This window comes from Micromonospora sp. NPDC005324 (assembly GCF_040607155.1).
GTDB lineage: Bacteria > Actinomycetota > Actinomycetes > Mycobacteriales > Micromonosporaceae > Micromonospora > Micromonospora trifolii.
Window position 1 is genome coordinate 62,201 of record NZ_JBEXGE010000016.1, and the last position, 12,400, is coordinate 74,600.

Sequence of the window (12,400 nt, forward strand, 5' to 3'; positions counted from 1 at the left end):
ACCACCCGCGCAGCCCCTCCCCGACAGCGTTGATCATGAAGTTGTTACCACGACACGCCGCGCGGGGTGGCAATAACTTCATGATCAACAGGGGGTGGGGGTTAGGGAGTGGTGGGGGTGGTGGTGAAGGTTTTGGTGATCTCTTGGCAGAAGGCGGGGAGGTCGTCGGGTTTGCGGCTGCTGGTCAGGTTGCCGTCGGTGACGCACTCCTCGTCCACCCAGGTGGCTCCGGCGTTGGTCAGGTCGGTCCGCAGAGTGGGCCAGGAGGTGATCCGCCGGCCGCGCACCACGTCCGCCTCGATCAGCGTCCACGGGCCGTGACAGATCACCCCGACGGGCTTGCCCGCGTCGAAGAACGCCTTCACGAACCGCACCGCGTCCGGGTCGCCTCGCAGGAAGTCCGGGTTCGCCACCCCTCCGGGCAGCACCAACGCGTCGTAGCCGGCGGCGTCGGCCTCGTCGACGGTCACGTCCACGTCGTACGTCTCGGAGTGGTCCAGGTGGTTGAAGGACTGGATGGAACCGGGCTTCAGCGAGACCAGCTCGGCCGTCGCGCCGGCGTTCTCGACCGCCTCGCGTGGTTGGACGTACTCGACCTCCTCGACGCCGTCGGCGGCCAGGAAGGCGATCCGCTTGCCCTGCAGTGTCGCTGCCATCTCGGTACATCTCCTTTCCGGGGGGTACCTCAATCCCCTTCCCGCCCTCGAACGCCCGAAACAGGTCGGACCGGTCCGGACCGGTGAGGACCGGTCAGGAGCCGTCGAAGGTCGCCTGGCCAACGGCGGGACCGGTCGGCGCGCAGGTTTGTCCCCCAGGCCGCTGGGGACCCCGGGAGGCATGGCAGGAGCAGCAGCGGAACAGCGCCGGTTCGCCACCGTCGTGGAGAGCTGGCTCGGACGCCCAGTGCTGATCGTCGGTGACGCCATGTTGGACGAATGGCGGTTCGCCGACTCCGACCGGCTCTGCCGGGAAGCGCCCGCACCGGTCCTCACCCTGCGCCGGCGGATCTCCGCCGCCGGCGGGGCCGCGAACACCGCCGTCAACGTCGCCGCCCTCGGTGGACGGGCGGTGCTGGTGGCACCGGTCGGCGCGGACGTCGCCGGGGACGAACTGCACGACTGCCTGGACCGCGCGAGCGTCTGGGACCGCACAGTCAACCAGCCTGGGCGACCCACCCCGGTCAAGCGGCGAATGTTGGCCGGCAACCAGATCCTGCTGCGTGAGGACTCCGGCGACCCGGAGGACGCCCTGGACCACGACGGGGTGACCCGGCTGCTCACCGCCCTGAGCTGCGCCACCGAGGAGTTGCGCGCCGCCGCCGGTGGGGAGGCGCCGACCCTTGTGGTCTGCGACTACGGCCTGGGCGCGCTGCCCGCGCCGGTCCGCGCGTGGCTGGTCGAGAACCGCCAGCGGTACGCCACAGTCGCGCTGGACGCCCACGACCTGGCCGACTGGCGGGGCCTCGCGCCGACAGTGGTCACCCCCAGCTTCGCCGAGGCGACCCGTCTGTTGGCCCGCGCGGGCGGTACGACCCGACCGGCCGGCGGGACCGAACTGCACTTGGAACACCCGGACGGCGACCCGGTCGACGGGCCCTCGGAGATGACCGTCGGCGCGGCCCCGGGCGCGGTACGCGCCGACGACACGGCGGCCGAGGCGGCCCGGGCCGACCGCCCGGGACCGGTCGGCGAGCCCACACCGGGCGAGGGACGGGTGGCCCTCACCGGCGACGGGCTCAGCGTCACCGGCACCGGCGTCACAGTGAACACCCGGGCCGGGGAGGGCGTCGACCGGGCCGTCCTTGCCGAGTCGCGGCTGGCCGAACTGCGTGCGCACACCGGCGCCGACGTGGTCGCGGTGACCCTGGACACCGAGGGCGCTGTGGTCGGCGGCGCCGACGGGGAGCCGCGACGAAGCCACAGCACCCCGGTGCCGGCGAGCCACGCAGTGGGCGCCGGCGACGCGTACCTGGCGGCGATGACACTGGCCCTGGCCGCCGACGCACCCCTGCCCACCGCCGCGCAACTCGCCCAACTGGCGGCCACCATCACCGTCTCGGACACCGGCACCTGCGTGTGCCGACGGGACGACCTGCTCGCCGCGCTGGACCAGCCGACCGACACCACGAGCCACCCCGCGCTGGTCGGCGGCGACGAGTTGGACGCGATCGTCGCCGAGTACCGCGAGGCGGGCCGGTCGGTGGTCTTCACCAACGGCTGCTTCGACGTGCTGCATCGCGGGCATGTGCGCTACCTGGAGCAGGCCCGCGCGTTGGGCGACCTGCTCATCGTGGCGGTCAACTCGGACGGCAGCGTACGACGGCTGAAGGGCCCGGACCGGCCGGTCAACCCGGTCGAGGACCGGAGTGCCCTGCTCGCCGCGCTCGCCTGCGTGGACCACGTGGTGGTCTTCGAGGAGGATTCACCGGCCGCGCTGATCGAGGCGGTCCGACCGGACGTGTACGTCAAGGGCGGCGACTATCCACCGGAGCTGGTGCCGGAGGCGCCGCTGGTGCGCCGGCTGGGCGGCCAGGTGCGCACCCTGGGGTACGTGCCGGACCGGTCCACCTCCGCGATCATCGAGCGGATCCGGTCGCACAGCCAGGACCCGTCGCCACACCTCGACGACCGGGAGCCGGACACGTCGCTGCGCACCAGCACCCAGGCGTCGTGAACCGCCCCCTCGACCTCGGCACCCCGGAGGAGTTCCGCGCCGATCGGCTGGTCGACGTGCTGATCCCGACCCGGAACCGGCCCGCCGAGTTGGCCGTCACCCTGGGCGGGCTCGCCGCCCAGGACGGGGTACCCGGCTTCGGCGTGGTCGTCAGCGACCAGTCCGACGGGGATCCGGCGTACACGCATCCCGCCGCGGCCACCATGGTCCGGGCACTGCGTCACCGGGGTCACCCGGTGCTGCTGACCCGCCGGCTGCCCCGACGGGGATTGGCCGAACACCGGGCGTACCTGCTCGCCGCCTCGGCGGCCCGGTACGTCCTCAGCCTCGACGACGACATCTGGCTGGAAGCCGGTGCGCTGCACCGACTGGTCACCGCGATCGGTGAGCTGGGCTGCGGGTTCGTCGGCAACGGCGTGCACGGGCTCTCGTACACCGATGACGTACGGCCGGAATCGCACGGCCACTACGAGGAGTGGGCCGGCCCGCCCACACCGGAGCGGATCCGACCCGGCACCCCGGAGTGGAACCGGGCCCGGATCCATTCGGCCGCGAATCTGCTGCACATCACCGAGCAGTTGGCGCTGCCGCCGGGCGCGTGGCGGGCGTACAAGGTCTCCTGGATAGGCGGGTGCGTGCTCTACGACCGGGCCAAGCTCGTCGACGCCGGTGGCTTCGACTTCTGGCGTCGGGTGCAGGAGAAGCACCAGGGCGAGGACGTTGCCGCGCAGCTCGCCGTGTTGTCCCGCCACGGCGGCGCGGGCATCCTGCCCAGCGGCGCGTATCACCTGGAGTCCCCCACCACTGTCACCGACCGGGACGTGGAGGCGTGGGAGGTCGTCCTCACCGAGGAGGACACCCCGCAGCCGGCCTGAACTACCGGGTGAGCAAATCCCGGGCGGCTTCCAGCACCTCGACCACCGGTACGTCGCTCACGAACGAGTCCCGGTGCGGGCACTCACCGTCGCCGGGCCGGTGCGGGTAGATGCCCGGTGTGCAGTCGACACCGCAGACCGGGCAGTGCACCGTCCACGAGCTGATCGGCCGGTGCCGGCCCCGCAGCGGGCTGGCCCCGTTGATCAGGTTGCCGACCCAGAAGATCCCCACAGTGGGCGTGCCCACCGCGGCGGCCAGGTGCAGCGGGCCGGTGTCGTTCGAGACGACCAACGCGCAGTCGGCGTAGCAGCCCACCAACCCACCCAGGCTGAGGGTGCCCACCTGCGGTCGCACCGGCACCTGCGCCGCAGCGACGACCCGGTCCACCACCTCCTGCTCGGAGGGCGTGCCGGTGACCAGCACCTCGTAGCCGTCCTCGTGCAGCGCACGGGCCACCTCGGCGAAGCGCTCGGCGGGCCAGCGGCGGCGGGTGTCGGTGGCACCCGGATGCAACGCCACCCGGGGACGGCCCGCCGGGCCGAGCACCTGGGCGGCCTCGGCGCGGTCGGCGTCGGTCACCGCCAGCGTCGGCGTGATGGTGGTGGCCGGCGCTCCCGCCAGCGCCACCACCTCCAGATAGCGGATCACCTCGTGCTGGTAGTAGACGTAGCGCAGCCACCGGTCCAGCGGCGGCGCGTCGTCGGCGCGCAGACCCACAGTCAACCGGGCACCGAGCCGACTGATCAGCGGGTTGGAGTTGGCACCCCCGCCGTGAATCTGCACCGCCAGGTCGAATTCCGCACCGGCGGCAGCGGCCACGAAGTCGTCGATCGACGACTCCGGCTCGCCCGGCTCCGGCGTGCGGATGCCTGCTGCCGGCGGCACCACCAGCACCCGGTCCACCGGGCCGGGCCGGTCGCGCCAGAGCTTCGCGTGCCACGGCGCACCGAGCAGCACGATCTCCGCCGAGGTGTACGTGCTGCGCAACGCCTCCAGCGCCGGCAGGGCGAAGATGAAGTCACCGAGCGCGTTGGCGCGCAGCACGGCGATCCGCCGCACGTCGGGAAGGCGCTCGGCGGTCGGGCCGAGCACGGACGGGGTGACCACCCGGCCCGCTACGGCCGGTCGATCTCGCCAGCGGTGTCCGGGCGGTGCAGCTCCCGGTCCGCGGCGGGATCGGCTGGCATCGGCGTACCCGTGGAGAGGTCGCCGGAGCGCGGCCCGGTGCGGCCGACGGTGATGGTGCGCGGCGCGGGCCGGGTCGCCCGCGGCAGCCGGACCCGGAGCAGGCCATGGTCCATCAGCGCGTCGATGGTGTCCGGGTCGACCCGCGCCGGCAGGTTGACCCGGTACTCGAAGCCGCGCGTCTCGAAGCCGCCGGGGATGCCCTGGTCGGCGTTGACCTCTGCCTCCGAGCGAGCCCGCACGCACAACTCGCGGTCGTCCAACTCGACGGCCACCTCCTCCGGCGCCACTCCGGGCAGCCGGACGACGACCTCCCAGCCGTCCGAGGTCTCGGTCAACTCGACGTCGGACGCCCCGCCGCGACCACCGACCAGGCGACTCAACTCGGAGCGCAGCGACTGCAACTCCCCCATCGGGTCCCAGCCCTGCTGCCGGTTACCGCGCCATCCCCGGCCGAAGCCGCCAAACTGCTGCTCGCTCATCACACCTCTCCGATCCGCTGGGTGGCCGTCGTCGGCCGTAGTGAGCTGGGCGCGTCCAGGCCGGCGTCGGGGTCGACGCCCACACCGAGCCGGTCGACCAGTTCACCACCGAGCCAGGCGCTGATGCCGAGAATCGCCAGCGCGACCACCTCGATGGCGACCAGCGCCCCACCGGCGGCCCTGGAATCCGCGTTGAGCCGCACCGCCCACACGGCGGCGAAGAGCAGGATCACCGCGACGTTGGCGCCCGCGTGCAGCAGACCCACGCGCTTGGCGCGGGTGCCGGTCGGGATCGCCAGCAGGTCGAAAGAGCCGGCAGCCGCGGCGAGCAGACCGCCGATCAGGCCGACGGTGATGTTCCAGTACGCGACCTCGCCGAGGAAGTCGGGACCGCCGACGGTGTCCACCACGTCGAACAGCACCGCCGTGGCCAGCAGCGCGACCGGGAACATCACCAGCATCGGATGGACTGGGTGACCCAGCACCTTGAGTCGGCTCTCCATCTCCCGGCCTCCACTGGTCGGCGTCCTGCGGAACGGTCTGCTGCGGCGAGCGCGTCGGGTGAGGCCGTACCCCCGGCAACCAGGCACAAACCTCGCGCTGGTCACGGCGGCCTAGGCTGACGACGGTGGTGCCGCCACCGGGTCAACGGCTGAGGGAGGACCAACGTGACGGTGGAGATCACCTCGCACGAGGAGTTGCGCGAGCTGCTCGGCGTGCCGAACGCGCGGGCCGCCAACAAGGAACGCGCCCGGCTGCACGAACGGGACCGCGAGTGGCTCGCCGCCTCGCCGTTCTGTCTGATGGCCACGGCCGGCGCGGACGGCAGCTGCGACGTCTCGCCCAAGGGCGACCCGGCCGGTTTCGCCCTGGTGCTGGACGACACGACCATCGCGCTGCCCGAGCGGCCTGGCAACAAGCGGGCCGACGGCTACCGCAACATCCTCGACAACCCGCATGTCGGGTTGCTCTTCCTGATCCCCGGGCGGACCGACACGCTGCGGATCAACGGGCGGGCCCGCCTGGTCAGCGACGCGCCCTGGTTCGACGACATGGTGGTCAAGGGGCACCGGCCGGTGCTCGCCGTGGTGGTGGAGATCGAGCAGATCTTCTACCACTGCGCGAAGGCGTTCCTGCGGTCCGCGCTGTGGCGGCCGGAGACCTGGCAGCCCGAGGCACTGCCGTCCCGGGCACGCCTGATCAAGGAGGTCGAGGCCCCGACGGAGAGCCTCGAAGACCTGGAACGGCACTACGGTCCGGCGTACGTCACGAAGATCTACGTCTGATCGACTCCGTCAACCTTCACTCACCGAGGGTCATGACTTAAACGCCTGCCTGATAGCTTTCGTCGATGAGCTCGGCAATTGAGCAGGGTGCGTCCGGCCACGTTGATCGCGTCGCTGACTACTACGACGACAACACGCGTCGGTTCCTCCTGGTCGCCGAGAGCCCTGGCAGTGACGCCATCCATCGTGGCGTGTGGACGCCGGACGTCGCGAACACGGCAGCGGCCATGGACACCGTCAACCGCCTCATGATCGAGCGTTTGCGCGGGCACGTCCCCGCGGACGGCGCAAGGGTGCTCGACCTTGGCTGTGGTGTCGGCGGGACGATGGTTCGCCTGGCCCGCGAGGTGGACGGGTTCGTCTCCGGGGTGACCATCAGCCGACTGCAGGCCGAGATCGCCGCGAAGCGGTTCGCCCGCGAAGGACTGACCGGCCGCTGTGACGTGATCTGTGCCGACTTCGCCGAGCTGCCAGCGGAACCCCACTACGACGCCATGGTCGCCGTCGAGGCGGTCGTCCACTCGCCGTCGCTGGAGAACCTGATCCCGTCCCTGGTGGAGCGGCTGCGCCCTGGAGGGCGGCTCATCCTGTGCGACGACTGGATGACCGACAAGGATCGCGGGCTCGCCGCTCGGGAGCGTTGTCTCGACCAGTTCCGCGCCGGCTGGCGGGTCGGAAGCTTGCATACCGTGGCGGAGCTGGTCGCCATGTCCGAGCGCGCCGGCTTGCGCCTGGTCGAGGACCTGGACCTCACCCCGTACCTGCACCTCGGGCGGCCCCGCGACCGCGTGATCAAGCTGGCTGTCGGCGCCACAGCCTTGTTTCCACGGCTTCGCAACCGTCTTGTCGAGGTGCCATTCTGGGCCAACATGATTGGCGGTTCAGCCTTGCAGGCTGGATTGTCACGGCGTTGGTTGGAGTACCACTTGCTCGTGCTCGAGAAGGCGTAAGGCTCCGGGTCGCCGAGTTGAACATCAGCGGCCACGACCAGCACAGCTATGCGCTGGCCAAGGATTGCCACGAGGGTAGGGCGGTGCCGGTCGACCCGGACCTGGCCCGACGGCCTCGCGTCAGGCGGAGCAGCCGGCCGGGTTGCTGGACGACTCCCGGGAGATCCCGGAGCCGGTCTCCGGCCACGAACCGAACCGGTCGTTGTGCAGGTGCGCGAAGAAGTAGCACATGCCTTCGCACTCGGCGTCCAGCAGCGCCATCGCGGGGTCGGCGCGGACCGCCTCGTAGTACGACCGCCCCAGGGCCACGATGAAACCTCGGGCGTAGAGGAAGCCGTCGTCCGACCCGTCGGTCACCTCGTGGATGTCCTCCCGATCGATGTCGTACAGCTTGCGCTCCACCACCCGGTCGAGATCCGTCAACTCCTGCCCGGTCAGCTCGACGGTCAGCTGCCCCAGGTTGGCCAGGAAGGCATCAAGCCAGGCGTCGATCGCGTAGGACGGGTCGTCGCCGTGGTCGCCGGCGGGGTCGCGCTCGACGAGGGCCTGCCGCAGCGCCAAGGGCTCGGTGCCCAACTCGGCCCAGGCCGCCTCGATGAGTGCCCACAGCCGGGCCTCGTCGGCGGGGGTGGGCAGCGTCCCAGGGGCATCGGTGGTTACGGTCACCGTCGGACCATAACCACCACCACCGACGGTTTCAGGACTCCGAATCGGCGGACACCATCCACAAATGAGTGTCCGGGTCTGCGAAGACGCCCGCGTACGCCCAGGGTTGGTCTGCCGCCTCGGTGATGATCTCGGCCCCGGCAGCGCGCGCCCGCTCGACGAGCGCGTCCACTTCGGTCGGCGAAGCGACACCAAGGTTGAACAGGCATTCGCTCTGGCCCCTCGGGGCGACCTCGTGCCGGCCGATCACCCAATCGAAGCCACCGGTCGGGATGAGCATCAGCCGCAGCCCGTCGTTGACCACGAACTGCAACGGCTCCGGGATGCCGTCGTCGGCCAACTCACCCACGGCGTCGAGGCCGAGTCCGTCGCGATAGAAGCGGTAGGAGGTAGCGCGGTCGGCGATGGGCAGACTCACGATCACCGGCAGGGAACTCATGGGTGGACGCCTCCAAACTGTCGGTCCGGCACGGTCAGGCATCAGTGTGCCGCTGAATTAGCGTTGGACTCGTGACCGTAGACGATTGGTTGACAGCGACCCGCACCTCCTACGACACGGTCGCGGTCAGCTACGCGCACCTGGTGCGTGACCTCCTGGCGGAGGCACCGTACGAACGAGCAGCCCTGGCATCGTTCGCCGAGCTCGTGCAGGGTGCCGGTGGCGGGCCGGTCGCGGATGTGGGCTGCGGGACGGGGCGAATCACCGCCCACCTGCACATGCTCGGCGTCGACGCCTTCGGGATCGACCTCTCACCCGGAATGATCGACGTGGCCCGCCGTGACCACAGCGAGCTGAGGTTCGAGGTCGGCTCGATGACCGACCTCCATCTGGCCGACGGCTCGGTCGCCGGCCTGGTCGCCTGGTACTCCCTCATCCACATCCCCGACGACCAGATCGGCGTCGCGTTCGCCCACTTCCGGCGGGTGGTGCGGCCCGGTGGCCCGCTGCTGCTCGGCTTCCACGTGGGCGACGAAACGACTCTCAAGACCGAGGGCTACGGCGGGCACCCGATGAATGTGCACGTCCATCGTCGGCAGCCAGCCCAGGTGGCGGCCTGGTTACGCCAGAGCGGCTTCACGGTCGACTCGCAGACCACCGTCGCCTCGGCGGAGAGCCGGCTCGGCGGGATCATCGTCGGACGACGGGAGCCCTGAACGGCACCGCAACCCTTGTCCATCCTCCGCCACCACCGTTACCCTAAACTGCGTACAGCGTTAGCAGTATTCGACGTGGAATGAGGCGACTGATGACGGACGACGCGCGGCCCGTCTGGGTGCTCGGCGGTGGTGGAGTTGCCGGCATCGCCTGGGAGGTCGGCATCCTCAGCGGGCTGGCGGACGAGAAAGTGACAGTGGCCCCGGAGGCCGTCCTCATCGGCACCAGCTCCGGGGCCGTTGTGGGCGCTCAGCTCGCCAGCGGCACCCCACTCGCGGACCTCTTCGAACGCCAGCGCGGTGGCGTCGCCCATGAAACCTCACCCGCGCTGGGCCTTCTCCACCTACTTCGGCTCGCGCGGGCACAACTGTTCGCGCGCAGCCCCGAGCAGGCCGCTCGCCGCCTCGGTCGACTCGCCCTCGCCGCACGCATCGACGACCCGTCCCGGCAGCGTCGAACAGCCGAGGCCCGTCTGCCCAACCACGTCTGGGCGGACGACGCGGACCTTCGCATCGTGGTCGTCGACACCGGGTCCGGGGCCAGTCGCACCATCACCCGGCACGACGGCGTCCCCCTGGTCGACGCCGTCGCCGCGAGCTGCGCCATGCCGATCTCCGCGGCCCCGGTCAGCATCGGCGACCGCCGCTACATGGACGGCGGCATGCGGTCGACCCTCAACCTCGACCTCGCCCCCGGAAACGGCCCGGTCATCGCCCTCGCGCCGAGCACCGCCGCGATCGGACCCTGGGCGCGCATCGACAAGCAGAGAGCCGCGCTGGGAACGGGTCGCCGGGTGGAGTTGCTGCTCCGGGACCCGGCCTCCAAACGAGCGCAGGGGACCAGCGTGATGGACCGATCCGTAGTGCCCGCGCTCGTGGCCGCAGCCCGCGAGCAGGGCCGCCGCGAGGCGCCCCGGGTGGCCGCCGCACTTGCGGAGACAACGCCGGGACGGGAACCGCAGGGCTGACACCCCAGGTCTCCGCATGCCGTCGTTCCGCACACGACAGGCACTGTGGCGGCTTCCCACAATGGTGGCCGCGTCTACCGCGCGCCCATCGGCGCGACGCAAGCAAAAGGCCCAGGTCATGATCGGCAATCAAGCCGGTGACCTGGGCCTTTCAGTGGAGCCGCCTGACGGAATCGAACCGTCGACCTACGCATTACGAGTGCGTCGCTCTAGCCGACTGAGCTAAGGCGGCAACGATCAGCAAGTGTACGGCACCCGGGCGGCACCGACCGAACGGGATACCCTCGTCGCGCCCGTCAGCACCAACCGGACATCGGCCGCCATCTGGACGCTTACCGGACAGCGGATGATCGGGGCCGAGACTACGCTGCGGCGGGTGAGCGACGAACGCGACCACCCCGAACGTCAGGACGAGCCCACCCAACGCCCTGACCGTGCGCCGGCCGGTGAACGCGCCGCCCATCGGCCGCGCAGCACCGACCCGCTGGAGTTGGGCTTCACGCCGCGCAAGCCAGTGCCGTGGCTGGCGCCGTTCCTGTTGATCAGCACCGGCATCCGGACGCTGCTGGCGGTGCTCTTCGGGGCGTACCTCGACAAGCGCGAGTTGCAGAACGCCTTCGGCGACGGCGTCTTCCGCCAGATCGGGCCGGACGGCGGGCTGTGGCTCGACTACGTGGCCGACCTGGGCGACGGCTTCAACGCCACCTACTCGGTGGCGTACCTGCTGGCGCAGCCCGAGCTGACCGTCGACGGGCACCGCCTGCCCCGGGCGCAGACCCTGGTGATGGGCGGCGACCAGGTGTACCCGTCGGCGGCCTACGCCGCGTACGAGGACCGGTGCAAGGGCCCCTACCAGGCCGCCCTGCCGGTGGCGCCGGCCGAGAAGCCGACGCTCTTCGCGGTGCCGGGCAACCACGACTGGTACGACGGCCTCACCGCGTTCCTGCGGTTGTTCGTCCGCTCCCGGGACCGCAACTTCGCGGGCTGGGGCACCGGGCAGTCCCGGTCGTACTTCGCTGTGGAGTTGCCGGCCGGCTGGTGGCTGCTCGGCGTGGACGACCAGTCCGGCTCGTACCTCGACGACCCGCAGCTGGCCTACTTCGACGAGGTGGCCCGGCGACTCGGGCCGGAGTCCAAGGTGATCATCGCGGCGCCGGCGCCCACCTGGGTCAAGGCCGCCGACGACCCCACGGCGTACGACTCGATCGACTACTTCATCCGTACGATCATCGACCCCACCGGGGCGCGGGTGCGGCTGTTGCTCTCCGGCGACCTGCACCACTACGCCCGCTACTCCGGGCCGGACCGGCAGCTGATCACCTGTGGTGGGGGCGGCGCGTACCTCTACCCCACGCACAAGCTGCCGGAGCGCATCGAGGTGCCACCGCGGGACACCCTGGCCCGCAAGGCCAGCTCCGCCCAGCCGTACGACCTGGTGGCCCGTTACCCGGACGCCGCGCGGTCCCGCCGCTACGGCTGGGGCATCTTCCCCCGGTTGCCGTTCCGCAATCCCGGCTTCACCACCTTGCTCGGCACCCTGCACACCCTGCTGATGCTGGCCATGGCAGGTGCGACGGCGAACTGGGCCGACAGCACCAACCAACGGCTGTTCAGCGTTCCGCTGGTGCTGATGGTGCTCGTGACGGTGATCGCGGCGGCCCTGTTCGCCAAGCCGCCGAGCGCGAGCGGCAAACGCCACGCGCGGCACTGGATCCTCGGTGTCGGCCACGGCGTGGCGCAGGTGGCCCTGGCGGCGGCGGGCACCTGGGTCTGGTTGGCGCTGCCGTTCTACGACTGGCCGTGGCCGCTGCCGGCGGTCGCCGCGGCGGTGCTCTACGGCCCGGTGATCGGGCTGGTCGCCAGCCAGCTGGTGGCGGCGTACCTGCTGGTGGCGGGCTCGTTCGGCGTGAACGTCAACGAACTCTTCGCCGGCCAGGGCATCGAGGACTCCAAGTCGTTCCTGCGACTGCGCATCGACCCGGACGGCACGTTGACCATCTACCCGCTGGGGGTGGACCGGGTCTCCCGCGACTGGCAGGTGAACCCCGACCAGTCCCCCACCCAGAGCTGGCTGATCCCCAAGTCCCCTCTGACCCCCCACCTAACCGAACCCCCCACAGTCCTGCGCTAAAACCACCCCACCGTTGATCATGAAGTTA

General features: G+C 70.9%; 13 protein-coding genes and 1 tRNA gene. 7 read left to right on the forward strand and 7 right to left on the reverse strand.

Annotated features, from left to right (window positions below; genetic code table 11):
• Positions 1 to 101: 101 nt before the first annotated feature.
• Positions 102 to 656 carry a type 1 glutamine amidotransferase domain-containing protein gene (locus ABZS40_RS18280; RefSeq protein ID WP_354944391.1) on the reverse strand — a complete coding sequence of 185 codons (555 nt, stop codon included), beginning with the start codon at positions 654 to 656 and terminating at the stop codon, positions 102 to 104.
• A 181-nt stretch (positions 657 to 837) separates the two neighbouring features.
• Here ABZS40_RS18280 and rfaE2 point away from each other — a divergent pair, with 181 nt between their 5' ends.
• Together rfaE2 and ABZS40_RS18290 are read left to right on the forward strand one after the other, a co-directional pair.
• Positions 838 to 2,673, forward strand: coding sequence for a D-glycero-beta-D-manno-heptose 1-phosphate adenylyltransferase (gene rfaE2, locus ABZS40_RS18285; protein WP_354944392.1), 1,836 nt, complete (start codon positions 838 to 840; stop codon positions 2,671 to 2,673).
• A complete protein-coding gene (locus tag ABZS40_RS18290) occupies positions 2,670 to 3,548 on the forward strand; it encodes a glycosyltransferase (RefSeq protein WP_354944393.1) in 879 nt (292 codons plus the stop codon). The genes rfaE2 and ABZS40_RS18290 overlap by 4 nt, the downstream gene beginning before the upstream one ends.
• 1 nt (position 3,549) lies before the next feature.
• On the opposite strand, the gene ABZS40_RS18295 is transcribed toward ABZS40_RS18290, so the two are convergent.
• The 3 genes from ABZS40_RS18295 to ABZS40_RS18305 are packed head-to-tail and all read right to left on the reverse strand — an operon-like array spanning position 3,550 to position 5,719.
• Positions 3,550 to 4,656: a glycosyltransferase family 9 protein gene (locus tag ABZS40_RS18295; RefSeq protein WP_354944394.1), complete on the reverse strand. Its 1,107-nt coding sequence runs from the start codon at positions 4,654 to 4,656 to the stop codon at positions 3,550 to 3,552.
• 8 nt (positions 4,657 to 4,664) lie between these two features.
• The gene (locus tag ABZS40_RS18300) at positions 4,665 to 5,216 is read right to left on the reverse strand and encodes an Hsp20/alpha crystallin family protein (RefSeq protein ID WP_238681905.1); all 552 of its coding nucleotides are present in this window, start codon (positions 5,214 to 5,216) and stop codon (positions 4,665 to 4,667) included.
• Positions 5,216 to 5,719: a DUF2231 domain-containing protein gene (locus tag ABZS40_RS18305; RefSeq protein WP_354944395.1), complete on the reverse strand. Its 504-nt coding sequence runs from the start codon at positions 5,717 to 5,719 to the stop codon at positions 5,216 to 5,218. The genes ABZS40_RS18300 and ABZS40_RS18305 overlap by 1 nt, the downstream gene beginning before the upstream one ends.
• Before the next feature lie 165 nt (positions 5,720 to 5,884).
• Between ABZS40_RS18305 and ABZS40_RS18310 the strand changes: the two genes are divergently transcribed.
• Together ABZS40_RS18310 and ABZS40_RS18315 are read left to right on the forward strand one after the other, a co-directional pair.
• The gene (locus ABZS40_RS18310) at positions 5,885 to 6,502 is read left to right on the forward strand and encodes a pyridoxamine 5'-phosphate oxidase family protein (protein ID WP_354944396.1); all 618 of its coding nucleotides are present in this window, start codon (positions 5,885 to 5,887) and stop codon (positions 6,500 to 6,502) included.
• Positions 6,503 to 6,567: 65 nt separating this feature from the next.
• Positions 6,568 to 7,452 (forward strand): methyltransferase domain-containing protein, encoded by an 885-nt coding sequence (locus ABZS40_RS18315; RefSeq protein ID WP_354944397.1) that lies wholly within the window; start codon positions 6,568 to 6,570, stop codon positions 7,450 to 7,452.
• 120 nt (positions 7,453 to 7,572) lie between these two features.
• Here ABZS40_RS18315 and ABZS40_RS18320 read toward each other — a convergent pair whose 3' ends face one another.
• Entirely contained in the window at positions 7,573 to 8,118 is a 546-nt protein-coding gene (locus ABZS40_RS18320; protein ID WP_354944398.1) for a DUF4240 domain-containing protein, read from the reverse strand.
• A gap of 31 nt (positions 8,119 to 8,149) precedes the next feature.
• A complete protein-coding gene (locus ABZS40_RS18325; protein ID WP_354944399.1) occupies positions 8,150 to 8,557 on the reverse strand; it encodes a VOC family protein in 408 nt (135 codons plus the stop codon).
• A gap of 71 nt (positions 8,558 to 8,628) precedes the next feature.
• Here ABZS40_RS18325 and ABZS40_RS18330 point away from each other — a divergent pair, with 71 nt between their 5' ends.
• Together ABZS40_RS18330 and ABZS40_RS18335 are read left to right on the forward strand one after the other, a co-directional pair.
• On the forward strand, positions 8,629 to 9,273 hold the full coding sequence (locus ABZS40_RS18330) for a class I SAM-dependent methyltransferase (RefSeq protein WP_354944400.1): 645 nt from the start codon (positions 8,629 to 8,631) through the stop codon (positions 9,271 to 9,273).
• A gap of 92 nt (positions 9,274 to 9,365) precedes the next feature.
• A complete protein-coding gene (locus ABZS40_RS18335; protein WP_354944401.1) occupies positions 9,366 to 10,241 on the forward strand; it encodes a patatin-like phospholipase family protein in 876 nt (291 codons plus the stop codon).
• Positions 10,242 to 10,396: 155 nt separating this feature from the next.
• Here ABZS40_RS18335 and ABZS40_RS18340 read toward each other — a convergent pair.
• Positions 10,397 to 10,473: transfer RNA gene (locus ABZS40_RS18340), tRNA-Thr, on the reverse strand.
• 144 nt (positions 10,474 to 10,617) lie between these two features.
• Between ABZS40_RS18340 and ABZS40_RS18345 the strand changes: the two genes are divergently transcribed.
• Entirely contained in the window at positions 10,618 to 12,372 is a 1,755-nt protein-coding gene (locus ABZS40_RS18345) for a metallophosphoesterase (protein WP_354944402.1), read from the forward strand.
• Positions 12,373 to 12,400: the final 28 nt, after the last annotated feature.